Here is a 26,216-nt window from a genome sequence, read left to right as displayed (position 1 = left end):
GTGGGTCTGAGCTGATTATGAATGCGTTTGGATTTGAAAACTCCGTTCCCATCAAGTATTGATGTTTAAAGCCTTATTTTTATAGTTTGAAGTTTTATTTTATAGTGAAACTCATAAGGGGGTGGGGATTATTTTTAATTTTTTAACACCCTGTATTTTAGAGTTTTAAACGCTCAAGGATTTGGGTTTTAATTTCTTTCGGATCTAATTGAACAAGTTGTTGGCGTTCAAAATTGCGTGCTTGAAAATCAATGCAATAATTCAAAAATAATAAAATCGTTTTCATAGGGGGCAACTAGGCGCATGCCCGAATAATGGAATTGAGCGCAAGAAAGCGCAATAAATACGCTGTAGGGTTTTAATAGGGGGGATTTCTATTGTGTGGATTGAGTTTGATAACACTTCCAAAAGCAATTGTTTTTATACTTTTGTTTTCATCAGATTGGTTTTGTAAAATAACTTGTTCTAAAAAATAATTGATAAGTAAAGCTCTATGCGCCGATGCGGGTCTAGGGATAGACGCCTTTTGTAATGCTAATGCAAGACTTCTTCCTACCCTATTGTTCTCTAAGACTTGCTCTTTTGGGACAACTTGCAACTGATCAATCATTATCTCAATTGCTTCATTTTCTTCATCTATAATGTAGTTTTTATGCGAAGGGTATTTTTTACCTTGTTTATTTTTTGTTGTTTGCGGGAACGCTAGGAAAAAGTCCTTACCTTCATAGATGACAAAATAAGGGCGTTTTTCTCGTTGCTCATGACCTTTATTATATCTGTTTTTATAATAAATGTCCATGTTAATAGCTCCTTATTTAAAAGCCCTATTTACTGAACTTATTGGATAAAACCTGCTTAAGTTAAATTGATCCCATTCTGTTATAAAATATAAAAAATCAAATCTTAAAGGAAAATCATGCAAGAAAATCAAATCACATGCCCCAAGTGCCAAACGCTCATTGATGTGAGGGAAGCGCTATACAAACAGATTGAGTTAGAAAATCAAAATAAGTTTTTAGCCCAACAAAAAGAGTTTGAAAAAGAGGTGAATGAAAAAAGAGCGCAGTATCTAAGCTATTTCAAAAATTTAGAGCAAAAAGAAGAGACTCTAAAAGAGCGAGAGAAAGAGCAAAAGGCCAAATTTGATGATGCGGTCAAACAAGCGAGTGCACTAGTTTTGCAAGATGAAAGGGCTAAAATCATTGAAGAAGCCAGGAAAAACGCTTTTTTAGAGCAGCAAAAGGGCTTGGAATTGTTGCAAAAAGAATTGGATGAGAAGTCCAAACAAGTCCAGGAATTGCACCAAAAAGAAGCGGAAATTGAAAGGCTAAAAAGAGAGAATAACGAAGCCGAGAGTCGATTGAAGGCTGAAAATGAAAAAAAATTGAATGAAAAATTGGATCTGGAAAGGGAAAAAATAGAAAAAGCCTTGCATGAAAAAAACGAATTGAAATTCAAGCAGCAAGAAGAGCAATTAGAAATGTTAAGAAACGAGTTGAAAAACGCTCAAAGAAAGGCGGAGTTAAGCTCGCAGCAATTCCAGGGCGAGGTGCAAGAATTAGCGATTGAAGAGTTTTTGAAGCAAAAATTCCCCCTAGATAGTATTGAAGAGATTAAAAAAGGGCAAAGAGGGGGCGATTGCATTCAAGTGGTGCATACTAGGGAATTTCAAAATTACGGGAAAATTTATTATGAGAGCAAACGCACTAAAGAATTTCAAAAAGCTTGGGTTGAAAAGCTTAAAAGCGACATGCGAGAGATTGGGGCTGATGTGGGGGTCATTGTGAGTGAAGCGTTGCCTAAAGAGATGGAGAGGATGGGGTTATTTGAAGGGGTGTGGGTGTGTTCGTTTGAAGAGTTTAAGGGGTTGAGTGCGGTGTTAAGAGAAGGGGTTATTCAAGTGAGTTTGGCTAAAAAAAGTCAGGAAAATAAGGGCGATAAAGTGAATCTGCTCTATCATTATTTGACAAGCTCTGAATTTTCTATGCAGGTGAATGCGATTATAGAGGGGTTTGAGCAATTGAGGGCGGATTTAGAAAGCGAAAAACGCGCGATGGCTAGGATTTGGAAAAGCAGGGAAAAACAAATTGACAAAGTGTTTGAAGGCACGATTAACATGTATGGCTCTATCAAAGGCATTGCGGGTAATGCGATAGGGCAAGTGAAAGCGCTAGAGCTTGGGTATGATGGGGAGGATTTAGAAGATTAGTTTTTGTGGTGCGCTTTGAGATAATATTATATTGGGAGAAAATATGGGCAATAAAGATCAAAAACAACAGAATAAAAAACAACAGAATATAAGCAGTGGGATTTCTCAAATCGCATTAAAAAATGTAGCAACTTTTGATGAAAATGGGGCGAGTTTTGAGAAATTAAATTATATCAACTTTATTTATGGGGCTAATGGGAGCGGTAAGACAACCACTTCTAGTTTTTTAAAAAATCTAGCTGAAAATGGGATTGAAGACAAGTTTGCTAATAGCAAAATAGAGTGGTATAACAGTGAGGATTTAAAGATTGAAGTTTATAACAAGCAATTTAAAGAAGAGCAATTTAGACACTCTCAAGTTAAAGGCATTTTTACGCTCGGTAAAAAAACAAACGAGAATTTAGAAAACATTGAGAGCAAGAAAAAATCAATAAGAGAAGAAAAGGAAAAGAAAGAAAAGAATGAAAGCAGTTTGGAAAAGCTAACACAAGAAAAGGAAAAGGAAGAAAAGGATTTTGCTGATAGGTGTTGGGAAAAACTTTATAAGAAAAATGAAGAGGATTTTAAAGAAACGCTAGAAGGCTTTAAGCGTAAAGAGAAGTTTAAAGAAAAAATCCTTAAGGAATTTGAAAACGATAAATACAATCAAAGCGAAATAGTAGGGTTAGAAAAATTAAAGGAAAAAATTGAGATTGTTTTTGGTGAAAACCAAACAGAATTGGCACTATTGGAATGCAATTTAACAGATTTTGATTTTATTGAAAATCATTCTATTTGGGAACAAAAAATTGTAGGGAGTGGTGATGCAGCCATTGCAGATTTAATAAAAAGATTAAGCAATGAAGATTGGGTAGCTTGGGGTAGAGAATATATAAAAGATAATAGTATATGCCCTTTCTGTCAAAAAGAAACCATTACCGAAGAATTTAAAAAACAACTAGAATCTTATTTTGATACAAGTTATCAAGAATCTACTGAAACGATCAAAAAAATGAAAGAGGACTACACAAACAAAACCGATGAGGTGTTGGAGCGACTTGATGAAATTATTAAAACAGAGTGGAATAAATTAAACACAGAAAATTTGAAAAGAATTATTGAAACCTTGAAAAGTAAATTTAATGGAAATCAACAAAAGATGCACGATAAGAGTAAAGAAATGAGCAGAAGTTTTGAGCTTGATAGCACCAAAAACGAAATAGACGCAATTAAAGATTTGATTGCAAAGGCCAATGAGCAAATAACCAATCATAACGAGACGATAAAGGATATTGAAAAACAGAAAAAGAGTTGTAAGGAACAAACTTGGAAATTTCTAGTCAATGAATTTAAAAGTGATATACAAGAATATAATAAAAAGTATTGCGGTTTGGAGAAAGGAATAAACAATTTAGAGAAAGAAATTAGTGAAAATCAAGAAAAGATAAAGAAATTAGAAAATGAAATTAAGGAATTAGAAAAAAACATGGTAAGCATAAAGCCCATTGTCAATGAAATCAATACGCTTTTAAAAGGGTATGGATTCACAAATTTTGGTTTGGCATGCACTGAAGATGAAAAATTTTATCGTATTCAAAGAGAAGATGGTCAATTAGTAGGAGAAACACTGAGCGAAGGTGAAGTTACTTTCATCACTTTCTTATATTATTATCATTTAGCAAAAGGCTCTTTAAAAGAGAACGATATATCAAAGAATAAGGTTTTAGTGATTGATGACCCCATTTCAAGTTTGGATAGCAATATATTGTTTATAGTGAGTGTTTTAGTTAAAGATCTTATTAAAGAAACCATGGAAGAAGAAATAAACATTAAGCAAATTATTATACTAACCCACAACACATATTTTTACAAGGAAATTACATTAGAATGTGATTTAAAACGCTATCAAGGGAAATATTCTTTTTGGATAATTAAAAAGGATAATAATGTTTCAAAAATTAAAGATTATAAAGAAAATCCCATTAAAAATTCCTATGAATTGCTATGGCAAGAAGTAAAACAAGCAAAAGAAAATAATGCTTCTTGGGTATCTTTACAAAATGTTATGCGAAGAATTATTGAGTATTACTTTAAGATTTTAGGCGATTTTAAACATAATGATAACTTGAGTGAATGTTTTAAAAAGATTGAAGAAAAACAAGTGTGTGATTCTTTCATTCCATGGCTTAATGATGGCTCTCATGGGATTTCAGATGATTTGTTTGTGCAAAGTCAAGATACAAGTATTGAAACATATTTAAAAGTTTTTGAAAAAATATTTAAAGAAACCGGTCATGAAGCTCATTATAAAATGATGATGAGAATAAAGTAATTGAATTAAAAACAAGGAATAACATGCGAATCGTATTTATGGGAACGCCTGGTTTTGCTGAAGTGATCTTAAGGGCGTTGGTTGAAAATAAAAATAACCATATAGAAGTGGTGGGGCTATTCACTCAAAGGGACAAACCTTTTGGGCGTAAAAAGGAATTGAAAGCCCCAGAGACTAAAACATACATTTTAGAAAATCATTTAAATATCCCCATTTTCCAGCCACAAAGTTTGAAAGAGCCTGAAGTTCAAATTTTAAAAGACTTGAAGCCTGATTTTATCGTGGTGGTGGCTTATGGTAAGATTTTGCCTAAAGAGGTTTTAGCCATCGCTCCTTGCATCAATGTGCATGCGTCGTTATTGCCTAAATACAGGGGGGCTTCGCCCATTCATGAGATGATACTCAATGACGATAAGATCTATGGCATAAGCACCATGCTTATGGATGTGGAGTTGGATAGCGGGGATATTTTAGAAAGCGCTTCTTTTTTGAGAGAAGATTATTTGGATTTGGACGCTTTAAGTTTAAAATTAGCACATATGGGGGCGACTCTACTTCTTTCAACGCTCAAAAATTTCTCTTCTATCACAAGAAAGCCTCAAGATCATATGCAGGCTAGTTTTTGTAAAAAAATCACCAAAGCCGATGGTTTAGTGGGTTTTAAAGACGCTAAAAGCTTGTTTTTAAAATCGCTTGCGTTTAAATCTTGGCCAGAAATCTTTTTAGAAAACAGCCTTAAACTTTTAGAAGTGGAGTTGGTGGAGAATGAAAAGAGCCACAAGGAAGGCGAGATTTTAGAAATTGATGAAAAAGGCGTTCTTGTGGGTTGTTTGAAAGGCAGCGTGCGTATAGCAAGGTTGCAAGCGGTGGGTAAAAAGCCTTTGAAAGCGAAAGATTATTTGAATGGCAAGCGTTTGAAAATAGGCGGTATTTTGGCATGAGACAATGTGAAAAAAGGGTTTTTGAGAGCCTGCCTTCCACGCAAACCTATCTTTTAGAAAAACTCAAAAATAACGAACTCAAAGCTCCTATTTTGATTGTGGCTAAAAATCAAAGCGCTGGGATAGGCAGTAGGGGGAATATTTGGGAGGGCGTAAAAAGCGCTTTGACTTTTTCGCTCGCTTTAAACGCAAGCGATTTACCTAAAGATTTACCCATGCAAGCGAACGCTTTGTATTTGGGGTTTTTATTTAAAGAAGTTTTAAAAGAATTAGGCTCTCAAACCTGGCTTAAATGGCCTAATGATTTGTATTTAGGGGGCCAAAAAATAGGGGGCGTGCTGGTTAATGCTTATAAAGACATGCGGGTGTGCGGCATTGGCGTGAATAGGGTTTCAATAAAATGGGCATGTTTAGATATTGGCACGAGCGATGATTTGATTATGGAGGGCTTTTTAAAAAAAATAGAAGAAAATCTTTTTTGGGGGGAAGTTTTAAGTAAGTATGCGTTAGAATTTCACAGAAACGACTCTTTTAGCTTCCATAATGATTGGGGCGAAGCGATGAGTTTGAAAGATGCGGAATTGTTAGAAGACGGCCGTGTTTGTATTAAAGGTAAGATTTATGATAGGATGTGAGTATGATGAGTGAAATCATTGCAGTGGCTAATCAAAAAGGGGGTGTGGGCAAAACGACAACAGCGGTTAATTTAGCGGCTTCTTTAGCGGCGCATGAAAAAAAAATCTTGTTGATTGATTTTGACCCTCAAGCCAACGCCACTTCAAGCTTGGGTTTTAGGCGCGATAAAATTGATTATGATATTTATCATGTGTTGATTGGCCGTAAGCAAATTTCTCAAGTGATCTTAAAAACCCAAATGCCTTTTTTGGATTTAGTGCCTTCTAATTTGGGTTTGGCCGGGTTTGAAAAAACCTTTTATGACAGCCAAGATGAGAACAAACGAGGCGAGCTCATGCTCAAAAACGCCTTAGAGGGCGTGGTGGGGCTTTATGATTATATTATTATTGATTCCCCGCCGGCTCTTGGGCCTCTCACGATCAATTCGCTTTCAGCAGCCCATTCGGTGATCATTCCTATCCAATGCGAATTTTTTGCCCTTGAAGGCACTAAATTATTGCTTAACACCATTAGAATGTTGCAAAAAAGCACGAACCCTAAGCTCAAAATCAGAGGTTTTTTACCCACAATGCATGTCCCTCAACTCAATTTGACAAAAGGGGTTTTAGCGGAATTGTTCAAGTATTTTGACTCAGAGTTTTTTAGAGATTCAGTTACAGGAGAGTATATTATGATCCCTAAAAGCGTGAAACTAGCAGAATCGCCTAGCTTTGGCAAGCCCATTTTACTCTATGATATTAAATCTAATGGCAGTATCGCTTATCAAAAATTAGCTCAAAGCATTCTTCAGGGGTAGTGATGGCAAAAAATAAAGTGTTGGGTAGGGGTTTAGCGGATATTTTCCCTGAAATCAATGAAGTGTATGAGCAAGGGCTGTATGAAAGAGCGAATCGGGTTGTGGAGCTTGGTATTGATGAGGTGATGCCCAATCCTTACCAGCCCAGAAAAATCTTTAGCGAAGAGTCCTTAGAAGAATTAGCACAATCCATTAAAGAACATGGTTTGTTGCAGCCGGTTTTAGTGGTGAGTGAGAACGGGCGTTACCATTTGATCGCGGGTGAAAGGCGCTTAAGAGCGAGCAAATTGGCTAAAATGCCCACGATTAAGGCGATTGTTGTGGATATTGAGCAAGAAAAAATGCACGAAGTGGCGTTGATTGAAAATATCCAACGAGAAGATTTAAACCCCCTAGAGTTGGCTAGATCGTATAAAGAATTGCTTGAAAGCTATCAAATGACTCAAGAAGAGCTGTCTAAAATCGTTAAAAAATCCCGAGCCCATGTGGCCAATATCATGCGTTTATTGACGCTTTCTTCTAAGGTTCAAAACGCTCTTTTAGAAGAAAAAATCACTTCAGGGCATGCGAAAGTCTTGGTGGGCTTGGATGAAGAAAAACAAGAATTGATTTTAAATTCCATTATAGGGCAGAAACTCAGCGTGCGTCAGACAGAAGATTTAGTGCATGATTTTAAAATAAACACAAATTTTGACAATAAAAAACATGGTTTCAAGCAAACCCAAACGCTCATCGCTGAAGATGAATTAGAGCGTTTTAACCAAAGTTTGTGGGATCGTTACAAGCTTAAAGCCACTTTGAAAGGGAATAAAATCATTTTACGATGTTATGAAAATTCTCTTTTAGAGGCTTTTATGAAAAAAATGATGTCTTAATGCTTAGATATTCTCAATTTTTAAGCGATTTTTTGTTAGGATAGAGTTAATGTTTTTATAACAAATGCGAGTTTCAAATATTTTGTAGGATTTTAGGAAAGAAATAGGTTATGAATATATCGGTTAACCCCTATTTAATGGCGGTCGTTTTTGTGGTGTTTGTGTTATTGTTGTGGGCGATGAATGTTTGGGTGTATAGGCCTTTGTTGGCTTTTATGGATAACAGACAGGCAGAGATAAAGGATAGCTTGGCTAAAATCAAAACGGATAACACCCAAAGTGTGGAGATTGGCCATCAAATTGAGACTCTTCTTAAGGAAGCCGCTGAAAAACGCAGAGAAATAATAGCAGAAGCGATTCAAAAAGCCACAGAGTCCTATGACGCTGTGATCAAGCAAAAAGAGAACGAACTCAATCAAGAGTTTGAAGCGTTTGCAAAGCAATTACAAAATGAAAAGCAAGTCTTAAAAGAGCAGTTGCAAGCGCAAATGCCGGTATTTGAAGACGAGTTAAACAAGCGTGTGGCTATGGGTTTAGGGAGTTGATGAATGTTTGTAGTTAAAATGGTGTTAGGGTTTTTGATCCTTTTAAGCCCTTTGTGTGCTACTGGATTGGATATTTCACAAACAGATATTATAGAGCGTTCTTTAAATTTCCTTTTATTTGCGGGGATTTTGTGGTATTTTCTGGCTAAAAAACTGCGAGCGTTTTTGCACTCCAAAAGCCTTGAAATCTCCAAACGATTAGAAGAGATTCAAGCCCAACTCAAAGTGAGTAAAGAAAATAAGAAAAAACTCCTTAAAGAATTAGAGCAAGCCAAAGAAAAAGCTGAATTGATTATTTCTGATGCGAATAAAGAAGCCTACACGATCACGCAAAAATACGAATTGCAAACCAAAATGGATGTGGAAAATTTGATCAAAAATTCTAAGGCGTTGATGGATTTAGAAGTTAAAAAGATCAAAAGAGAGTTGGTTGAAAGCGTTTTTAAAGATCTAAGAGAGAGCAAAAAAGTCTCTTTCAATGTGCAAGATTGCGTGAATATTTTGAAACAAAGGCTTTAAATGCAAGATTTAAAAGTGATCTCTAAGCATTATGCTAAGGCGTTGAAAAACCACACTAAAAGCGATCTAGCGTTATTGGAAGAAATCGTTGTAGGGCTTAAAAATCTAGCAGAAGCCATAAAATTGCACAAACTCAACCAGGTGTTAGCTCATGTTTCTTTAAAAGTTAAAAAAGAGGTTGTGTTTGAAATCTTAGAAAAAATAACTTCCACAAAAGCATGTTCAGTTTTAAAGCCTGTAATGGAAGTGGTGTTAAAAAATAACCGGCTTGACATGTTGGAATTGATCACTGAAGAGCTGTCTTTTGATTCTAAAAAGACTTTAGAAGCCACACTTTTAGTCCCGCAAAAGCTTGAAAATAATGAACTAGAAGAAGTGCGACAAAAATTGCAAGCGCGTTTTAACGCCCCTGTAGAAATCGCTCAAGACACTTGGTCTAAAAAAGGGGTTTCTTTGAGCGTTTCAAGCCTGGATTTAGAAATAGGCTTTTCTAAAGAAGATATTTTAAAAAAAATAGAAAAACAGGTTATTCAATCTATTTAATCAATCTAAGGAGATAAAGATAATGTCCCAACTAAAATTGGAAGAAATCAGTTCGGTCATTGAAGAAAAAATCAAGAATTTTGAACTTGATTGCGATATGGCTGAAGTAGGAAAAGTCGTTTCATACGCTGATGGTGTGGCTAAGGTTTATGGCTTAAATGGTGTGATGTCGTATGAAGTGCTGGAGTTTGAAACAGGGGATAAAGGCGTTGCGGCTAACTTAGAAGAAGATAGCGTTGGCGTGATTGTGTTTGGTTTTGGCAACAATATTAAAGAGGGGACTGGCGTTAAACGCACGAAGAGTTTGATGAAAGTTCCTGTTGGCGATGCGGTTGTAGGGCGTGTGCTAAACGCTTTGGGTGAGCCTATTGATGGCAAGGGTGAGATAGAAACGAATGAGTTTAGCCTTATCGAGCAAAAAGCCCCGGGCATTATGGACAGAAAATCGGTGCATGAGCCTTTACAAACTGGCATTAAAGCCATTGATGCGTTGGTGCCTATTGGGCGCGGGCAAAGGGAATTGATTATTGGGGATAAACAAACCGGTAAAACCACCGTAGCGATCGATGCGATCATTAACCAAAAAGGGCAAAATGTGATCTGTATCTATGTGGCTATTGGGCAAAAAGAATCCACTGTCGCGCAAGTGGTCCGCAAATTAGAAGAATATGGGGCGATGGAATACAGCGTCGTGATCAACGCTTCGGCTTCCGATTCAGCTGCGATGCAATATTTAGCCCCTTATTCAGGTGTGGCCATGGGGGAATATTTTAGAGATCATGCCCGCCATGCCCTAATCGTTTATGATGATTTGAGTAAGCATGCTGTCGCTTACAGAGAGATTTCTTTGATTTTGAGAAGACCCCCAGGTAGGGAGGCTTTTCCTGGAGATGTGTTTTATATCCACTCACGGCTTTTAGAAAGAGCGGCTAAACTTTGCGATGAAAAGGGTGCCGGCTCTTTGACCGCGCTCCCTATTGTGGAAACTCAAGCGGGCGATGTTTCAGCTTATATCCCTACGAATATCATTTCTATTACAGACGGGCAAATTTTCTTAGAAACGGATTTGTTTTATTCAGGGATCCGCCCAGCTATTAATGTGGGTTTGTCGGTTTCAAGGGTTGGAGGGGCCGCTCAAATCAAAGCGACCAAGCAGGTTTCAGGGACTTTGCGCCTAGATTTAGCGCAATACAGAGAGTTGCAAGCCTTCACGCAATTCGCTTCTGATTTAGATGAAGCGAGTAAAAAGCAATTAGAAAGGGGGCAACGCATGGTGGAAGTGCTGAAACAAGCCCCTTATTCGCCCTTACCGATTGAAAAACAAGTGGTCATTATTTACGCTGGGGCTAAGGGCTTTTTAGATAGTGTGAGCGTGAAAAAAGTCGTGGATTTTGAAGAGCAACTGCACCCTTTCTTGGAAGCAAAATACCCCCAAGTTTTAGAAGAAATCCACACTAAAAAAGTGCTAGATAAGGATTTAGAAGCCATGCTAAGAAAAGTCTTAGAGGAATTTAAGCTCACTTATAGCGAGTAGGAGACGGCTAGAATATGGCGAATTTAAGAGACATTAGAAAGAAAATTGGAAGCGTTAAAAACACGCAAAAAATCACGCATGCGATGAAACTCGTTTCCACTTCCAAGCTAAGAAAAGCCGAAGAAGTTGCAAGAAATTCCAGAGCGTATGCAATGAAACTAGACGCCGTGTTTGATGATGTGCTATCCAAAATGAAAAATCAAGGGATTGAAGACATTCAAAGCAAGTATTTTAGGGAACTAGAAAGACTTGAAATCAAAAAAGTGGATATTATTTTTATCACAGCCGATAAGGGGCTTTGTGGGGGCTTTAACACCAATACCATTAAAAAAGTTTTAGCATGCACGAATGAATACAAAGAAAAAGACATTAAAGTGCGTTTGCGCGGTATTGGTAAAAAGGGTAATGAGTATTTTAGCTTTAACGGGATAGAGGTTTTAGACAAGATCAATAATTTGAGTTCTATGCCTAATTATGAACGCGCACAGGAATTCATGAAAAAAGTGGTAGAGGATTATTTGAGTGGGAAAACCGATAAGGTGATTATCATTCATAATGGCTTTAAAAACATGATCACTCAAGAAATAAGAGTCAAAACAATTTTGCCTATTGGGTATAAAATCATCCACCAAAACCCCCAGCCTAGTGAGTCTCAAGAGACTATTACTAGTGAGCCAAGCGGGAGTGAAGATGAAATTTTAGACTCTTTGGCAGAAAAATATGTGGAGTATAGTTTATACTACGCTTTGATTGATTCTTTAGCCGCAGAGCATAGTGCTAGAATGCAGGCTATGGATACAGCGACGAATAACGCTAAAGATTTGGTTAAAACTTTAACCATTTCTTATAATAAAGCCAGACAAGAGGTGATTACGACCGAGCTAGTAGAAATCAATGCGGGCGTAGAAGCCCTAAAATAAAAATTATATTAATCAAGGAGCGATGAAAGCGATGGAAGGTAAAATCATTCAGGTTTTAGGCCCTGTGGTAGATGTGGAATTTGAATCCTATCTGCCGGCGATTTTTGAAGCGTTAGACATTAATTTTGAAGTCAATGGCGTTCAAAAATCTTTAGTCTTAGAGGTGGCAGCCCATTTGGGCGGTAATCGGGTGCGAGCGATTGCTATGGATATGACAGAAGGCTTAGTGCGTAACCAAGTGGTGAAGGCTCGTGGCAAAATGATTGAAGTGCCTGTGGGCGAAGAAGTGTTAGGGCGTATTTTTAATGTTGTGGGCGAGAGCATTGACAATTTAGAACCTCTTAAGCCGTCCTTAACTTGGCCCATTCACAGAAAAGCCCCTAGTTTTGAACAGCAAAGCACCAAGACAGAAATGTTTGAAACCGGTATTAAAGTCATTGACTTGCTCGCACCTTATTCTAAGGGCGGTAAAGTAGGCTTGTTTGGTGGGGCTGGCGTAGGGAAAACGGTGATCATTATGGAGCTTATCCATAATGTGGCTTATAAGCATAATGGGTATTCGGTGTTTGCGGGTGTGGGGGAGCGCACCAGAGAAGGGAACGATCTGTATTTTGAGATGAAAGAAGGGGGCGTTTTAGACAAAGTCGCGCTGTGCTATGGGCAAATGAATGAGCCACCAGGTGCAAGGAACCGCATCGCATTCACCGGCTTGACGATGGCGGAGTATTTTCGTGATGAAAAGGGCTTAGATGTGTTGATGTTTATTGACAATATCTTTAGATACGCTCAAAGCGGTGCGGAAATGAGCGCGCTATTAGGCCGTATCCCTTCAGCGGTGGGGTATCAGCCCACGCTAGCTGGGGAAATGGGGAAACTTCAAGAGCGTATCGCTTCCACTAAAAATGGCTCTATCACTTCCGTTCAAGCGGTGTATGTGCCAGCCGACGACTTGACTGACCCAGCCCCTGCTTCGGTGTTTGCGCATTTGGATGCGACTACGGTGTTGAACAGAAAGATCGCTGAAAAAGGGATTTATCCTGCAGTTGATCCCTTGGATTCCACTTCAAGGATTTTAAGCCCTCAAATGATCGGCGAGAAACACTATGAAATCGCTACCGGCATCCAGCAAGTTTTACAAAAATACAAGGATCTGCAAGATATTATTGCGATTTTGGGATTGGACGAATTGAGCGAAGAGGATAAAAAAACGGTTGAAAGGGCCAGAAAAATTGAGAAGTTTTTATCCCAGCCGTTTTTTGTGGCTGAAGTGTTTACGGGAAGTCCCGGTAAATATGTGACTCTTCAAGAAACTTTAGAGGGCTTTGGAGGGATTTTAGAAGGTAAATACGATCATATTCCTGAGAACGCGTTTTACATGGTGGGCAGCATTCAAGAGGTTTTAGAAAAAGCTAAAAACATGAAAAATTCCTAAGGGTTTTGTGATGGCTTTGTTGAAAATTAGTGTGGTAGTTCCTGAGGGGGAAGTTTATACAGGAGAGGTTAAAAGCGTTGTGTTGCCAGGAGTTGAAGGGGAATTTGGGGTGCTTTATGGGCATAGCAACATGATCACCTTGCTTCAGGCAGGAGTGGTTGAGATTGAAACCGAAAACCAAAAAGAGCACATTGCGATCAATTGGGGCTATGCGGAAGTCACTAATGAACGGGTGGATATTTTAGCCGATGGGGCGGTCTTTATTAAAAAAGAATCAGACGACAGAGACGATGCTATCTCTAGGGCTAAAAAGCTTTTAGAGGACGCAAGCTCTGACAGGTTAGCGGTCTCTAGCGTGCTGGCTAAGATTGAGTCTCTTTAAGGGGATAATCATGTTGGATTCAATCGTTTATTTTTTCAATAAGAGCGGGTTTGTTACCACGCTTGTTTTAGTTTGGATTTCGCTTTATTTGGTGATGACTTTATGGGTCTTTTTGTATAAGAGCATTGTGTTAAAGATTGAACTCAGGCGCGAGATGCAATCTTTGTCTAACATTCTTAATGGGGCGCAAGACGCTCCAGAGCATTTCATGTTTAATAAAAAAAGAAATGATGAGACCAAAAGGTATTCTAATGAATTGTTGCAGGCTTGGAAACACCAGGTTCTTAAGCAAAGCACGACAGGTTTAGTGGTGTTGAGCATCATCTCTTCTACAGCCCCCTTTATTGGTTTGTTTGGGACGGTGGTTGAAATTTTAGAAGCGTTTAACAATTTGGGCGCGTTAGGTCAAGCTTCTTTTGGGGTGATTGCGCCCATTATTTCTAAGGCTCTTATCGCCACCGCTGCAGGTATTTTAGCGGCCATTCCAGCTTATTCTTTTTACTTGATTTTAAAACGCAAAGTGTATGATTTATCGGTTTATGTGCAGATGCAAGTGGATATTTTGTCTTCTAAAAAATAAAGCTTTTAAGGGGATTTTATAAATATCTTAAATAGGGAGTTAGAAGGTTTTTATGAATTACGATAACTATTGGGATGAGGACAAACCAGAACTCAATATCACGCCCTTAGTGGATGTGATGCTTGTTTTATTGGCTATTCTTATGGTAACGACGCCCACTCTCACTTATAAAGAAGAGATTGCTTTGCCTTCTGGTTCAAAAACTGCTAGAGCCACTCAAGATAAAATGATAGAGATCCGCATGGATAAAGACGCAAAAATCTATATAGATAGTCAAACCTATGAATACAACTCTTTCCCGGATACTTTCAACTTGCTTTCTAAGAAATACGATAAAGATACTAGGGTTAGTATCCGCGCGGACAAGCGATTGACTTATGATAAAGTGATTTATTTGCTAAAAACGATTAAAGAAGCGGGGTTTTTAAAAGTTTCTTTAATCACAAGTCCTTAAAAAGTAGGGCTAATTTGCATGAGTAAGAGCGCGATCTTTGTTGTTTCTGGCTTTTTAGCGTTCTTGCTCTATGCTTTGTTATTATATGGTTTGTTGCTAGAAAGGCATAATAAAGAAGCGGAGAAAATCCTTTTAGATTTGGGCAAAAACGAACAAGTCATTGATTTGAATTTAGAGGATTTGCCAAGCGATGAAAAAAAAGATGAAAAAATCGCTGAAAAGGCAGAAGAAAAAAAAGATGAAAAAATAGTTGAAAAAAATGCAACTGATAAGGAGGGCGATTTTATTGATCCTAAAGAACAAGAAGAAAGCCTTGAAAATATTTTTTCTTCACTCAATGATTTTCAAGAAAAGACAGACACAAACGCTCAAAAAGATGAGCAAAAAAATGAGCAAGAAGAAGAGCAGAGGCGTTTAAAAGAACAGCAACGCTTAAGAAAAAACCAAAAAAATCAAGAGATGTTGAAAGGTTTGCAACAGGATTTGGATCAATTCGCACAAAAACTAGAAAGCGTTAAAAACAAGACTTTAGATTTGCAAATCCCTAAACAAGATGGGGTTGATGAAAAGGCTTACCAAGAATGGTACGCTCAAATCTATCAGATTTTATATAAAGGTTGGAAAGGGGTTTTTTATCACAAGGCTTCAGTGAGCGCTCTGATTATGATCACTAAAGATGGAGAGTTTGATTATACCATTCTTAGCTACTCCGATTTTAAGGATTATAACAAGAGTGTGATGACCCTTTTAAATGATTTAAAGAAAGTGGATTTTCCCCCATATCCTGGAGGAAACATAATTTCTATTAAAGTTAATTTCACCACTAAGGAAGAACAATGAGGCATTTATGGCTTTTTTTAATATACACTATAGGGCTTTTTGCAACGGATAAAACACTAGATATTATTAAAACCATTCAAAAACTTCCTAAGATTGAAGTGCGCTACTCTATAGATAACGATGCCAATTACGCTTTAAAATTGCATGAAGTCTTAGCGAATGATTTAAAGACTAGCCAGCATTTTGATGTTTCTCAAAACAAGGATCAAGGTGCTATCAATTACGCAGAACTCAAGGATAAAAAAGTCCATCTTGTAGCGCTTGTGAGCGTGGCGGTAGAAAACGGCAATAAAATTTCACGATTAAAACTTTATGATGTGGATACAGAAACGCTCAAAAAGACTTTTGACTACCCCATTGTAAGTTCCGATCTATACCCTTTTGCAGCGCACAACATGGCCATTGTGGTGAATGATTACTTAAAAGCCCCTTCTATCGCTTGGATGAAGCACCTGATTGTTTTTTCTAAATACATTGGACCAGGAATCACAAACATCGCACTAGCGGATTATACGATGCGTTATCAAAAAGAAATCATCAAAAACAACCGACTCAATATCTTCCCTAAATGGGCGAACGCTGAGCAAACGGAGTTTTATTACACGCAGTATGGCGAAAGAACGCCCATGATTTTAAAATACAACATTCAAAAAGCCACTCATGAGAATATCGCTAGCTCTCAAGGAATGGCTGTGGTTTCTAGCGTGAGTTCTGATGGCTCTAAAATTTTAATGTCTTTAGCCCCTGATGGCCAACCGGATGTTTATTTGTATGACACGCATAAAAAAACTAAAACTAAAATAACGCGCTATCCTGGGATAGATGTTTCAGGAGTGTTTTTAGAAGATGACAAGTCTATGGCTTTTGTTTCGGATAGATCCGGTTATCCTAACATCTATATGAAGAAATTGGGGTTAAAAGAGAGCGCGGAGCAACTCCTTTATGAAGGAAGAAGCAATGAATCCATTGACGCTTATAAAGATAGTATTGTGTATGTGAGCCGAGAAAACCTTAATGAATTTGGCAAAACGGTGTTTAATTTGAATCTGATCACTCTAAACAGCAAATATATCCGCAGGCTTACCGTGAATGGCTCTAACCAGATGCCTCGTTTTTCTATGGATGGGAGAAATATCATGTATATCAAAAAGACACCCCAAGAATACGCCATGGGGCTTATTTTGCTAGACTATAATCAGAGTTTTTTATTCCCTTTAAAGAATGTGAAAATACAAGCCTTTGATTGGTAAGGTTAAATTAAGCGAATGTGAGTTAGTATTTACACTTATTAAAATTTGATTCTTGGAGAATTTATAATGAAGAGATCTTCTGTATTTAGATTTAGTTTCTTGGTAGCTTTTTTATTGGTAGCTGGCTGTAGTCATAAAATGGATAATAAGACTGTGGCTGGCGATGTGAGCGCTAAAACGGTTCAGACTGCACCTGTTACTACAGAACCAGCTCCAGAGAAAGAAGAGCCTAAACAAGAGCCAGCTCCAGTGGTTGAAGAAAAACCGGCTGTTGAGAGTGGGACTATCATCGCTTCTATTTATTTTGATTTTGACAAGTATGAGATCAAAGAATCCGATCAAGAGACTTTAGATGAGATCGTGCAAAAAGCTAAAGAAAACCACATGCAAGTGCTTTTGGAAGGCAATACCGATGAATTTGGCTCTAGCGAATACAACCAAGCACTTGGCGTTAAAAGGACTTTGAGCGTGAAAAACGCTTTAGTCATTAAAGGGGTAGAAAAAGATATGATCAAAACCATCAGTTTTGGTGAAACCAAACCCAAATGCGCCCAAAAAACTAGAGAATGTTACAAAGAAAACAGAAGAGTGGATGTCAAATTAGTGAAGTAATTCTAGGATGAAAAGGCTTTTTTTTATCCCTTTTATCGCTCCCTTTTTTCTCAATGGGGAGCCTTCAGCGTTTGATTTGCAAAGCGGGGCTACCAAAAAAGAACTCAAGCAGTTGCAAATCAATAGTAAGAATTTTTCTAATATTTTGACCAAAATCCATTCGCAAGTAGAGGCTAACACTCAAGCTCAAGAGGGTCTAAGGAGCGTTTATGAAGGGCAGGCTAATAAGATTAGAGATCTCAATAACGCTATCCTTTCCCAAGAAGAATCCTTGCGAGCCTTAAAAGCCTCTCAAGAAGTGCAAGCTAACACATTAAAGCAACAATCGCAAACTTTAGAGGATTTGAGGAATGAGATTCACGCTAACCAGCAAGCTATCCAGCAGTTAGACAAGCAAAACAAAGAGATGAGTGAATTATTGACCAAGTTAAGCCAGGATTTGGTTTCACAAATCGCCTTAATCCAAAAAGCCCTCAAAGAACAAGAAGAAAAAGCTGAGAAACCGCTCAAATCAAGCGTTCCGGCCAATAAAAACCCCTCTTTAAAAGCCGAAACCCCAAAAAATCAAGAGAAAAAAACCCAAGAAAAGGCGAAAGTTGAGTTTGATAAAGATTTGTCCAAGCAAAAAGAGATCTTTCAAGAAGCTCTGTCTTTTTTTAAAAATAAATCCTATGCAGAAGCCAAAGAGCGCTTGTTGTGGTTAGAAGCCAATAGTTACAGACTTTATTATGTGCGTTATGTGCTTGGAGAAGTGGCTTATGGAGAAAAGAGATATAAAGAAGCGATCAAGTATTACAAAGAGAGCGCTCTTTTAAATCAAAAAGCGTCTTACATGCCTGTGCTTTTGTGGCATACGGCATGGTCGTTTAAAAAAATCAAAGACGATCAAAACTGTTATAAATTTTTAAACACTTTGCAACGCTTGTATCCTTCAAGCGAACAGGCTAAAATGGCGCAAAAAATCTTAGAAAACAAGGAGAAACACCACCATGCAAAACCATGATTTAGAATCAGTCAAACAAGCCGCTTTGATTGAATATGAAGTGAGGGAGCAAGGCTCTAGCGATGTGCTAGATAGTAATATTTCTAAAGAGCCTTTAGAGTTTATCATAGGCGCTAATCAAATCATAGTAGGGTTAGAAAAGGCGGTATTAAAGGCTCAAATTGGCGAGTGGGAAGAGGTTGTTATCGCCCCAGAGGAGGCTTATGGGGTTTATGAAAGCGGTTATTTGCAAGAAGTCCCTAGGGATCAATTTGAAGGCATTGAATTAGAAAAAGGCATGAGCGTTTTTGGGCAAACTGAAGACAATCAAACCATTCAAGCCACTATCAAAGACTTTAGCAACACGCATGTGATGGTGGATTATAACCACCCGTTAGCTGGGAAAACTTTAGCGTTTCGTTTCAAGGTTTTAGGTTTTAGGGAAGTGAGCGAAGAAGAAATTTTAGCTTCACACCATGGCGGTGGGACAGGTTGCTGTGGCGGTCATGGGGGTCATGGCGGAAAGAAAGGTGGGGGTTGTGGTTGCTCATGTTCGCATGGGTAGTAAGGTATAGGAGTATTTAAAAGGCAAGGTCATGAATAGTTCTAACCTCAAAAATTGGCTATTCCCTACCATTTGTTTTTTTTTATTTTGTTATATTTTAATTTTTTTAATGTTTTTTATGTTTAAAAGTTTACAATCGCAATCGTTTGGCTCTGTGGCAGAAACCGGAAAAAAACCCATCACCACCACCAAGAAATTTGGTAAGGAATTGCAAAAACAGATTTCAAAAATCCATTAACTTTTTTTCTTTTTTGCCGATACTTGTTGTAATGGAATGAATATCAAATTAAAGGATTTTACAATGATCAATGCCGTTTCTTCTCTTGCTCCGGTGCAGTCTTTGGGGAATTACAAGCGTGTGGAAAAGAATGAAAAAGTTGAAAACAATGAGGCCGCTCTTGATAGGGTGGCTGAAATCAAGAAAGCGATTGAAAATAACCAGTATAAGATCAACTTGCATGAGACTTCTCACAAAATGGCACAGGATTTATTGGGGATAAGCTAGGGGGTTTAACGGCTTCATTTCTAGGGGGTTTGTTCTTGCTGTGATTTTGTTTTTCATTAAATTTTAGTTTCTTTATGTTTTGAATGGATCTGTCGCTTTCTTAAATAGGGCGTGTTTTTAGTCGTGTGTTAGGAATGATTGATTGGGGATTTTAACTTTTATGGATTTTTGCTCTGGTATTGGTGGAGGCCGTTTGGGCTTGGAGCGATGCCATTTAAAATGTGTAGGGCATGCAGAAATCAATGATGAAGCCCTTAGAACTTATGAATTATTTTTTAAAGATACCCATAATTTTGGGGATTTGATGCGAATCAACCCTAATGATTTGCCCGATTTTGATGTGTTAGTTAGCGGGTTTCCTTGTCAAGCTTTTTCTATCAATGGCAAAAGGAAGGGGCTTGAAGATGAAAGAGGGACTATTATTTATGGGCTTATTCGTATCTTAAAAGTCAAACAGCCCAAATGTTTCTTGCTTGAAAACGTTAAGGGCTTGATTAGTCATAAGCAACAAGAAACTTTTAAAACCATTATCAAAGCCTTGCAAGAAGCGGACTATACAACTTATTATCAAATTTTAAACAGCGCTGATTTCCAATTAGCCCAAAAGAGAGAGCGCCTTTATATCGTAGGGTTTAGGAAGGATTTGAAACACCCATTTCATTTCCCTTTAGGTTTAGCCAATGATTATTGTTTTAACGATTTTTTAGACGCTGATAATGAATGCTATTTGGATATGAGTAACGCTACTTTCCAAAGATACTTGCGCAACCCATACAACCATAACCGGGTTTTTTTAGAGAATATTTTAACTTTAGAAAACGCCGTTTTAGACACAAGACAATCTGATTTAAGGTTGTATTTTAATGTTTTTCCTACTTTAAGGACTTCTCGGCATGGTTTGTTTTATACCCAAAAAGGCAAAATCAAAAGATTAAACGCTATTGAAAGCTTGCTTTTACAAGGATTTCCTAGAGATTTGATCGCTAAGATTAAAAATAATCCTAACTTTAAAGAAAGCCATTTATTATCCCAAGCGGGGAATGCGATGAGCGTGAATGTGATTGCTGCTATCGCTAAGCAAATGTTAAAGGCGATTTAATAGGGGAGCTTTAAATAAGGGAGCTTTAAATAAGGGAGCTTTAAATAAGGGAGCTTTAAGGGGAAAATGATTTCAAAATACCCCTATCCCCTTAAGAAATTGAGCTTTATAATAAAACTAAAAATGGCATAGTATTTGCTTGAATATCACTGAAACAAGAGCTAAAGGATTTGTTATGGTCGTTTTACATTCTCATTTAGAAAACGCGCTAAACCAATTGAAAGAATTGATTGATTTAACGGAGCGCGATATAAGAGACATCAAGCTCGCTAAACACACCGAAATTTTTGAAAGAAACCATCAAAAACAGCTAGCGATTCAAGCTTTTGAAAAAGAAAAAGCGAATATAGATGCGCAAATGTTGTCTTTAAAAAATCAATTCCCTAATAAAGAAATGAATGAATTATTAGACGAAAAAACGAGCGATTTTTTAAACCAAATGCGAGAGTCCTTGCTTGTTTTGAAAGAAAAAAACTTGATTTATTCGCGCATGGCGTTTGCGGTTTCTGAATTTTATTCTTCGCTCATCCAACAAATCATTCCCCATGACACTTGCGATTATAAAGGCTCTAGGCATGTGGGGAGCCATTTTTTAAGAGTACAGGCGTAAAATGGGCGGAATCTTATCTTCACTCAACACTTCTTACACCGGCTTACAAGCCCATCAGAGCATGGTGGATGTTACCGGGAATAATATTTCTAACGCTAGCGATGAATTTTATAGCCGTCAGCGCGTGATTGCAAAGCCCCAAGCGGCCTATATGTATGGCACTAAAAACGTGAATATGGGCGTGGATGTAGAAGCCATTGAAAGGGTGCATGATGAATTTGTTTTTGCTCGCTACACGAAGGCTAATTACGAAAACACTTATTATGATACAGAGTTTTCACATTTAAAAGAAGCGAGCGCGTATTTTCCGGACATTGATGAAGCGAGCCTTTTTACGGATTTGCAAGATTATTTTAACTCATGGAAAGAATTGTCTAAAAACGCCAAAGACTCCGCTCAAAAACAGGCTCTCGCTCAAAAAACAGAAGCTTTAACGCACAACATTAAAGACACTAGAGAGAGGTTAACGACCTTACAGCATAAAGCGAGCGAAGAATTAAAAAGCGTTATTAAAGAAGTCAATAGCTTGGGTTCTCAAATCGCTGAGATCAACAAACGCATTAAAGAAGTGGAAAACAACAAGAGTTTAAAGCATGCGAATGAATTAAGGGACAAGCGAGATGAATTAGAGTTTCATTTGCGAGAGCTTTTAGGGGGGAATGTTTTTAAAAGCAGCATTAAGACTCATTCGCTCACAGATAAAGACTCAGCGGATTTTGATGAGAGCTATAACCTTAATATCGGGCATGGGTTTAATATCATTGATGGTTCTATTTTCCATCCTTTAGTGGTTAAAGAATCCGAAAATAAAGGGGGTTTGAACCAGATCTATTTTCAAAGCGATGATTTTAAGCTCACTAATATTACCGACAAGCTCAATCAAGGGAAAGTGGGGGCGTTATTGAATGTGTATAACGACGGCTCTAACGGGACTTTAAAGGGCAAATTGCAAGATTATATTGATTTGTTGGATTCTTTTGCTAGGGGCTTGATAGAATCCACTAATGCGATTTACGCTCAAAGCGCGAGTCATCATATTGAAGGCGAGCCTGTGGAGTTTAATAGCGATGAAGCCTTTAAAGACACGAACTACAATATCAAAAACGGCTCGTTTGATTTAATCGCTTACAACACCGATGGTAAAGAAATCGCCAGAAAAACCATTGCTATCACGCCCATTACAACCATGAACGATATTATCCAAGCCATTAACGCTAACACCGATGACAATCAAGACAATAACACCGAAAACGACTTTGATGATTATTTCACAGCGAGCTTTAACAATGAGACTAAAAAGTTTGTTATCCAGCCTAAAAACGCTTCGCAAGGGTTGTTTGTCTCCATGAAAGATAACGGCACGAATTTTATGGGAGCGTTAAAACTCAACCCTTTTTTTCAAGGCGATGACGCTTCTAATATCAGCTTGAATAAGGAATACAAAAAAGAGCCTACCGCTATCCGCCCATGGCTTGCCCCCATTAACGGGAATTTTGATGTGGCGAACATGATGCAGCAATTACAATACGACAGCGTGGATTTTTATAACGATAAGTTTGACATTAAACCAATGAAAATCAGCGAGTTTTATCAATTTTTAACCGGTAAAATCAACACGGACGCTGAAAAATCAGGGCGTATTTTGGACACCAAACAAAGCATGTTAGAGACCATTAAAAAAGAGCAACTCTCTATTTCGCAAGTGAGCGTGGATGAAGAAATGGTGAATTTGATCAAATTTCAAAGCGGCTATGCCGCTAACGCTAAGGTCATTAGTGCTATTGATCGGATGATAGACACTTTATTGGGGATTAAACAATAATTTTTCTACCCATAGCGTTTTTATCAAATAAGCCTTATTTAACTTATTTTTTAAACTCTATTTATTTTAAAACTCATTAACGATAATGCTTAATAGAATTATAAGCTATAAGCGAGAGGGTGTTTTGTAAAGCTTGTGTTATAATAACAACGAAATTTTAAGCGTAACTGATTGAAAGGAAAACAGATGAGACGGAGTTTTTTAAAGACGATTGGCTTGGGTGTGATAGCGCTCTCTTTGGGTTTGTTAAGCCCTTTGAGTGCAGCGAGTTACCCGCCCATTAAAAACACTAAAGTGGGGTTAGCCCTTTCTAGCCACCCGCTAGCCACTGAAATTGGGCAAAAGGTTTTAGAAGAGGGAGGTAATGCGATTGATGCGGCCGTAGCGATTGGCTTTGCTCTAGCGGTTGTCCATCCGGCAGCAGGCAATATTGGTGGTGGGGGTTTTGCGGTTATCCATTTGGCTAATGGTGAAAATGTTGCCTTAGATTTTAGAGAAAAAGCTCCTTTAAAAGCCACTAAAAACATGTTTTTAGACAAGCAAGGCAATGTAGTCCCTAAACTCAGCGAAGATGGCTATTTGGCGGCTGGGGTTCCTGGGACGGTGGCGGGCATGGAAGCGATGTTGAAAAAATACGGCACCAAAAAACTATCGCAACTCATTGATCCTGCCATTAAATTGGCTGAAAATGGTTATGCGATTTCACAAAGACAAGCAGAAACTTTAAAGGAAGCAAGGGAGCGGTTTTTAAAATACAGTTCTAGCAAAAAGTATTTTTTTAAAAAAGGGCATCTTGATTATCAAGAAGGGGACTTGTTTGTCCAAAAAGATTTAGCCAAGACTTTGAATCAAATCAAAACGCTAGGCGCTAAAGGCTTTTATCAAGGGCAAGTCGCTGAGCTTATTGAGAAAGACATGAAAAAAAATGGAGGGATTATCACTAAAGAAGATTTAGCCAGTTACAATGTGAAATGGCGCAAACCCGTGGTAGGGAGTTATCGTGGGTATAAGATCATTTCTATGTCGCCACCAAGTTCGGGAGGCACGCATTTGATCCAGATTTTAAATGTCATGGAGAATGCGGATTTAAGCGCTCTTGGGTATGGGGCTTCTAAGAATATCCATATTGCTGCAGAAGCGATGCGTCAAGCTTATGCGGACCGATCGGTTTATATGGGAGACGCTGATTTTGTTTCAGTGCCGGTGGATAAACTCATCAATAAGGCGTATGCCAAAAAGATTTTTGACGCTATCCAGCCAGATACGGTTACGCCAAGCTCTCAAATCAAGCCAGGAATGGGGCAGTTGCATGAAGGGAGCAATACCACGCATTATTCTGTAGCAGACAGGTGGGGGAATGCGGTCAGCGTTACTTATACCATTAACGCTTCTTATGGGAGTGCTGCTAGTATTGATGGGGCAGGATTTTTATTGAACAATGAAATGGATGATTTTTCCATAAAACCAGGAAACCCCAACCTCTATGGTTTAGTAGGGGGCGATGCGAATGCGATTGAAGCCAATAAACGCCCTTTAAGCTCCATGTCGCCTACGATCGTGTTGAAAAATAATAAGGTTTTTTTGGTGGTGGGAAGCCCTGGAGGGTCTAGGATTATCACTACGGTGTTGCAAGTGATTTCTAATGTCATTGATTACAACATGAATATTTCTGAAGCGGTTTCAGCCCCTAGATTCCACATGCAATGGCTCCCTGATGAATTAAGGATTGAAAAGTTTGGCATGCCCGCTGATGTGAAAGATAACCTCACTAAAATGGGCTATCAGATTGTTACTAAGCCGGTTATGGGCGATGTGAATGCGATCCAAGTTTTGCCTAAAACTAAAGGGAGCGTTTTCTATGGATCAACGGATCCAAGGAAAGAATTTTAATCCTAATTTAGCCTTATTTTTTGGGAGGGGGACTTTTTTAGCGAGAAAGTCTTGAATTAGTTTTAAGATTTATAAAAATGGTGTAAAATTTCTCATTACAAGAGACGATATTAGATCTAAAATGGTGTGTGCAGAATGGAGTTTGAGAATGTTTGTTAGTTCTAGGACGCACGCAGTTTCTTTTTAAGATTGGTAGCTATGGCATTATGTTTGATCTTATTAATAGCAGAGGAGTGGCAATGGGATACACAAGCAAATTAGCTTTAAAGGTTTGTTTGGTAGGTTTATGTTTATTTAGCACCCTTGGTGCAGAACACCTTGAACAAAAAAGGAGTTATATTTATAAAGGGGAGGAAGCCTATAATAATAAGGAATACGAGCGAGCGGCTTCTTTTTATAAGAGTGCGATTAAAAATGGCGAGCCGCTTGCTTATGTTCTTTTAGGGATCATGTATGAAAATGGTAGGGGTGTGCCTAAAGATTACAAGAAAGCGGCTGAATATTTTCAAAAAGCGGTTGATAACGATATACCTAGAGGGTATAACAATTTAGGCGTGATGTATAAAGAGGGTAGGGGCGTGCCTAAAGATGAAAAGAAAGCCGTGGAGTATTTTAGAATAGCTACAGAGAAAGGCTATACTAACGCTTATATTAACTTAGGCATCATGTATATGGAGGGTAGGGGAGTTCCAAGCAACTATGTGAAAGCGACAGAATGCTTTAGAAAAGCGATGCATAAGGGTAATGTAGAAGCTTATATCCTTTTAGGGGATATTTATTATAGTGGGAATGATCAATTGGGTATTGAGCCGGACAAAGATAAGGCGATTGTCTATTATAAAATGGCGGCTGATGTGAGTTCTTCTAGAGCTTATGAAGGGTTGTCAGAGTCTTATCGGTATGGGTTAGGCGTGGAAAAAGATAAGAAAAAGGCTGAAGAATACATGCAAAAAGCATGCGATTTTGACATTGATAAAAATTGTAAGAAAAAGAACACTTCAAGCCGATGACTCTCAAGCTTGGGCTTGATTCAAGGATTTTTGTTTTATTTTAAGTAGCATGTGTCTTTGAACAATTGATTTGAAGCGATAGATTAAAGACATTGCATTCTTCATGGCTAAGTGGCTTTATACCAAAAACTTTAGCCAAAAAACATTGCTTGCTTAACCTTGCTCTGTTTTTGCCTTAAATACTCCCACAATCTTAACAAAACCCCTAGACTTACAAACTCCAAACAATAGCGAGCGGTTTTCATAAGCTTTTTAAAAACGACGCTAAGATCGCAGAAAGCCTAAAGCCAGCCACTACTAAGAACTTAAGCCAAGGTTTAGCGACCACTTTAAGCGGAGCGTTAAAATACCAGT

28 protein-coding genes are annotated in these 26,216 nt (G+C 38.0%); 27 read left to right on the top strand and 1 reads right to left on the bottom strand.

The annotated features are described in order from the left end of the window. Positions 1-358: 358 nt before the first annotated feature. Positions 359-799 carry a type II toxin-antitoxin system PemK/MazF family toxin gene (locus EAL04_RS07605; RefSeq protein ID WP_240454735.1) on the bottom strand — a complete coding sequence of 147 codons (441 nt, stop codon included), beginning with the start codon at positions 797-799 and terminating at the stop codon, positions 359-361. Between the two features lie 117 nt (positions 800-916). Between EAL04_RS07605 and EAL04_RS07600 the strand changes: the two genes are divergently transcribed. From EAL04_RS07600 to EAL04_RS07470, 27 genes are all read left to right on the top strand, one after another. Further along, positions 917-2,209 (top strand): DUF2130 domain-containing protein, encoded by a 1,293-nt coding sequence (locus EAL04_RS07600; protein WP_120974425.1) that lies wholly within the window; start codon positions 917-919, stop codon positions 2,207-2,209. Between the two features lie 43 nt (positions 2,210-2,252). Continuing rightward, positions 2,253-4,520, top strand: coding sequence for an ATP-binding protein (locus EAL04_RS07595; RefSeq protein WP_120974423.1), 2,268 nt, complete (start codon positions 2,253-2,255; stop codon positions 4,518-4,520). Positions 4,521-4,543: 23 nt separating this feature from the next. Further along, positions 4,544-5,461, top strand: coding sequence for a methionyl-tRNA formyltransferase (fmt, locus tag EAL04_RS07590; RefSeq protein ID WP_120974422.1), 918 nt, complete (start codon positions 4,544-4,546; stop codon positions 5,459-5,461). Beyond that, entirely contained in the window at positions 5,458-6,096 is a 639-nt protein-coding gene (locus EAL04_RS07585) for a biotin--[acetyl-CoA-carboxylase] ligase (protein ID WP_120974419.1), read from the top strand. The genes fmt and EAL04_RS07585 overlap by 4 nt, the downstream gene beginning before the upstream one ends. A 5-nt stretch (positions 6,097-6,101) precedes the next feature. Continuing rightward, a complete protein-coding gene (gene soj / locus EAL04_RS07580) occupies positions 6,102-6,893 on the top strand; it encodes a chromosome partitioning ATPase Soj (protein WP_162982529.1) in 792 nt (263 codons plus the stop codon). Positions 6,894-6,895: 2 nt separating this feature from the next. Next, the gene (locus EAL04_RS07575; protein ID WP_120974415.1) at positions 6,896-7,768 is read left to right on the top strand and encodes a ParB/RepB/Spo0J family partition protein; all 873 of its coding nucleotides are present in this window, start codon (positions 6,896-6,898) and stop codon (positions 7,766-7,768) included. A 110-nt stretch (positions 7,769-7,878) separates the two neighbouring features. Continuing rightward, positions 7,879-8,313: a FoF1 ATP synthase subunit B' gene (locus EAL04_RS07570; protein WP_001027622.1), complete on the top strand. Its 435-nt coding sequence runs from the start codon at positions 7,879-7,881 to the stop codon at positions 8,311-8,313. 3 nt (positions 8,314-8,316) lie between these two features. Beyond that, complete coding sequence (locus tag EAL04_RS07565) at positions 8,317-8,832, top strand: F0F1 ATP synthase subunit B (RefSeq protein WP_040161055.1); 516 nt, start codon at positions 8,317-8,319, stop codon at positions 8,830-8,832. Then, positions 8,833-9,375 (top strand): F0F1 ATP synthase subunit delta, encoded by a 543-nt coding sequence (locus EAL04_RS07560; RefSeq protein ID WP_120974413.1) that lies wholly within the window; start codon positions 8,833-8,835, stop codon positions 9,373-9,375. A gap of 22 nt (positions 9,376-9,397) precedes the next feature. Beyond that, positions 9,398-10,909, top strand: a complete 1,512-nt coding sequence (gene atpA / locus EAL04_RS07555; protein ID WP_000080484.1) for a F0F1 ATP synthase subunit alpha — start codon at positions 9,398-9,400, stop codon at positions 10,907-10,909. A 14-nt stretch (positions 10,910-10,923) separates the two neighbouring features. After that, positions 10,924-11,829, top strand: a complete 906-nt coding sequence (gene atpG, locus EAL04_RS07550) for an ATP synthase F1 subunit gamma (protein WP_120974411.1) — start codon at positions 10,924-10,926, stop codon at positions 11,827-11,829. A gap of 31 nt (positions 11,830-11,860) precedes the next feature. Next, entirely contained in the window at positions 11,861-13,261 is a 1,401-nt protein-coding gene (gene atpD / locus EAL04_RS07545) for a F0F1 ATP synthase subunit beta (protein WP_001888911.1), read from the top strand. Between the two features lie 10 nt (positions 13,262-13,271). After that, entirely contained in the window at positions 13,272-13,643 is a 372-nt protein-coding gene (gene atpC / locus EAL04_RS07540; RefSeq protein ID WP_001196331.1) for an ATP synthase F1 subunit epsilon, read from the top strand. A gap of 10 nt (positions 13,644-13,653) precedes the next feature. Further along, complete coding sequence (locus tag EAL04_RS07535; RefSeq protein WP_000887326.1) at positions 13,654-14,223, top strand: MotA/TolQ/ExbB proton channel family protein; 570 nt, start codon at positions 13,654-13,656, stop codon at positions 14,221-14,223. A gap of 52 nt (positions 14,224-14,275) precedes the next feature. Next, positions 14,276-14,677, top strand: coding sequence for an ExbD/TolR family protein (locus EAL04_RS07530; protein ID WP_001105106.1), 402 nt, complete (start codon positions 14,276-14,278; stop codon positions 14,675-14,677). Positions 14,678-14,695: 18 nt separating this feature from the next. Beyond that, positions 14,696-15,517, top strand: a complete 822-nt coding sequence (locus EAL04_RS07525) for an energy transducer TonB (RefSeq protein WP_120974409.1) — start codon at positions 14,696-14,698, stop codon at positions 15,515-15,517. Next, positions 15,514-16,767, top strand: a complete 1,254-nt coding sequence (gene tolB, locus EAL04_RS07520; protein WP_120974407.1) for a Tol-Pal system protein TolB — start codon at positions 15,514-15,516, stop codon at positions 16,765-16,767. Before EAL04_RS07525 ends, tolB begins: the two co-directional genes overlap by 4 nt. A gap of 66 nt (positions 16,768-16,833) precedes the next feature. Then, complete coding sequence (locus EAL04_RS07515) at positions 16,834-17,379, top strand: outer membrane protein Omp18 (RefSeq protein WP_120974405.1); 546 nt, start codon at positions 16,834-16,836, stop codon at positions 17,377-17,379. 7 nt (positions 17,380-17,386) lie between these two features. Next, a complete protein-coding gene (locus tag EAL04_RS07510; protein ID WP_120974403.1) occupies positions 17,387-18,382 on the top strand; it encodes a tol-pal system YbgF family protein in 996 nt (331 codons plus the stop codon). Further along, on the top strand, positions 18,369-18,926 hold the full coding sequence (locus EAL04_RS07505; RefSeq protein ID WP_097702937.1) for an FKBP-type peptidyl-prolyl cis-trans isomerase: 558 nt from the start codon (positions 18,369-18,371) through the stop codon (positions 18,924-18,926). The genes EAL04_RS07510 and EAL04_RS07505 overlap by 14 nt, the downstream gene beginning before the upstream one ends. 31 nt (positions 18,927-18,957) lie before the next feature. Further along, positions 18,958-19,164 carry a hypothetical protein gene (locus EAL04_RS07500; protein WP_001088955.1) on the top strand — a complete coding sequence of 69 codons (207 nt, stop codon included), beginning with the start codon at positions 18,958-18,960 and terminating at the stop codon, positions 19,162-19,164. 63 nt (positions 19,165-19,227) lie between these two features. Then, positions 19,228-19,431, top strand: a complete 204-nt coding sequence (locus EAL04_RS07495; RefSeq protein ID WP_001864146.1) for a flagellar biosynthesis anti-sigma factor FlgM — start codon at positions 19,228-19,230, stop codon at positions 19,429-19,431. Between the two features lie 142 nt (positions 19,432-19,573). Then, positions 19,574-20,530: a DNA cytosine methyltransferase gene (locus tag EAL04_RS07490; RefSeq protein WP_162982528.1), complete on the top strand. Its 957-nt coding sequence runs from the start codon at positions 19,574-19,576 to the stop codon at positions 20,528-20,530. A 175-nt stretch (positions 20,531-20,705) separates the two neighbouring features. Then, complete coding sequence (locus EAL04_RS07485; protein WP_021307706.1) at positions 20,706-21,140, top strand: hypothetical protein; 435 nt, start codon at positions 20,706-20,708, stop codon at positions 21,138-21,140. A 1-nt stretch (position 21,141) separates the two neighbouring features. After that, complete coding sequence (gene flgK / locus EAL04_RS07480) at positions 21,142-22,962, top strand: flagellar hook-associated protein FlgK (RefSeq protein WP_120974400.1); 1,821 nt, start codon at positions 21,142-21,144, stop codon at positions 22,960-22,962. A 186-nt stretch (positions 22,963-23,148) separates the two neighbouring features. Continuing rightward, entirely contained in the window at positions 23,149-24,852 is a 1,704-nt protein-coding gene (gene ggt, locus EAL04_RS07475) for a gamma-glutamyltransferase (RefSeq protein WP_097720633.1), read from the top strand. 239 nt (positions 24,853-25,091) lie between these two features. Beyond that, a complete protein-coding gene (locus tag EAL04_RS07470; protein ID WP_120974398.1) occupies positions 25,092-25,862 on the top strand; it encodes an HP1117 family Sel1-like repeat protein in 771 nt (256 codons plus the stop codon). The last annotated feature ends 354 nt before the right edge of the window (positions 25,863-26,216 follow it).

The organism is Helicobacter pylori (genome assembly GCF_003638305.1).
Taxonomy (GTDB): Bacteria; Campylobacterota; Campylobacteria; order Campylobacterales; family Helicobacteraceae; genus Helicobacter; species Helicobacter pylori_DJ.
This window is presented reverse-complemented; position numbering and strand designations above follow the sequence as displayed.

Coding starts and splice junctions, on each gene's coding strand:
- EAL04_RS07605 (WP_240454735.1), bottom strand. CDS start 799: ATGGACATTTATTATAAAAACAGATATAATAAAGGTCATGAGCAACGA.
- EAL04_RS07600 (WP_120974425.1), top strand. CDS start 917: ATGCAAGAAAATCAAATCACATGCCCCAAGTGCCAAACGCTCATTGAT.
- EAL04_RS07595 (WP_120974423.1), top strand. CDS start 2,253: ATGGGCAATAAAGATCAAAAACAACAGAATAAAAAACAACAGAATATA.
- fmt (WP_120974422.1), top strand. CDS start 4,544: ATGCGAATCGTATTTATGGGAACGCCTGGTTTTGCTGAAGTGATCTTA.
- EAL04_RS07585 (WP_120974419.1), top strand. CDS start 5,458: ATGAGACAATGTGAAAAAAGGGTTTTTGAGAGCCTGCCTTCCACGCAA.
- soj (WP_162982529.1), top strand. CDS start 6,102: ATGAGTGAAATCATTGCAGTGGCTAATCAAAAAGGGGGTGTGGGCAAA.
- EAL04_RS07575 (WP_120974415.1), top strand. CDS start 6,896: ATGGCAAAAAATAAAGTGTTGGGTAGGGGTTTAGCGGATATTTTCCCT.
- EAL04_RS07570 (WP_001027622.1), top strand. CDS start 7,879: ATGAATATATCGGTTAACCCCTATTTAATGGCGGTCGTTTTTGTGGTG.
- EAL04_RS07565 (WP_040161055.1), top strand. CDS start 8,317: ATGTTTGTAGTTAAAATGGTGTTAGGGTTTTTGATCCTTTTAAGCCCT.
- EAL04_RS07560 (WP_120974413.1), top strand. CDS start 8,833: ATGCAAGATTTAAAAGTGATCTCTAAGCATTATGCTAAGGCGTTGAAA.
- atpA (WP_000080484.1), top strand. CDS start 9,398: ATGTCCCAACTAAAATTGGAAGAAATCAGTTCGGTCATTGAAGAAAAA.
- atpG (WP_120974411.1), top strand. CDS start 10,924: ATGGCGAATTTAAGAGACATTAGAAAGAAAATTGGAAGCGTTAAAAAC.
- atpD (WP_001888911.1), top strand. CDS start 11,861: ATGGAAGGTAAAATCATTCAGGTTTTAGGCCCTGTGGTAGATGTGGAA.
- atpC (WP_001196331.1), top strand. CDS start 13,272: ATGGCTTTGTTGAAAATTAGTGTGGTAGTTCCTGAGGGGGAAGTTTAT.
- EAL04_RS07535 (WP_000887326.1), top strand. CDS start 13,654: ATGTTGGATTCAATCGTTTATTTTTTCAATAAGAGCGGGTTTGTTACC.
- EAL04_RS07530 (WP_001105106.1), top strand. CDS start 14,276: ATGAATTACGATAACTATTGGGATGAGGACAAACCAGAACTCAATATC.
- EAL04_RS07525 (WP_120974409.1), top strand. CDS start 14,696: ATGAGTAAGAGCGCGATCTTTGTTGTTTCTGGCTTTTTAGCGTTCTTG.
- tolB (WP_120974407.1), top strand. CDS start 15,514: ATGAGGCATTTATGGCTTTTTTTAATATACACTATAGGGCTTTTTGCA.
- EAL04_RS07515 (WP_120974405.1), top strand. CDS start 16,834: ATGAAGAGATCTTCTGTATTTAGATTTAGTTTCTTGGTAGCTTTTTTA.
- EAL04_RS07510 (WP_120974403.1), top strand. CDS start 17,387: ATGAAAAGGCTTTTTTTTATCCCTTTTATCGCTCCCTTTTTTCTCAAT.
- EAL04_RS07505 (WP_097702937.1), top strand. CDS start 18,369: ATGCAAAACCATGATTTAGAATCAGTCAAACAAGCCGCTTTGATTGAA.
- EAL04_RS07500 (WP_001088955.1), top strand. CDS start 18,958: ATGAATAGTTCTAACCTCAAAAATTGGCTATTCCCTACCATTTGTTTT.
- EAL04_RS07495 (WP_001864146.1), top strand. CDS start 19,228: ATGATCAATGCCGTTTCTTCTCTTGCTCCGGTGCAGTCTTTGGGGAAT.
- EAL04_RS07485 (WP_021307706.1), top strand. CDS start 20,706: ATGGTCGTTTTACATTCTCATTTAGAAAACGCGCTAAACCAATTGAAA.
- flgK (WP_120974400.1), top strand. CDS start 21,142: ATGGGCGGAATCTTATCTTCACTCAACACTTCTTACACCGGCTTACAA.
- ggt (WP_097720633.1), top strand. CDS start 23,149: ATGAGACGGAGTTTTTTAAAGACGATTGGCTTGGGTGTGATAGCGCTC.
- EAL04_RS07470 (WP_120974398.1), top strand. CDS start 25,092: ATGGGATACACAAGCAAATTAGCTTTAAAGGTTTGTTTGGTAGGTTTA.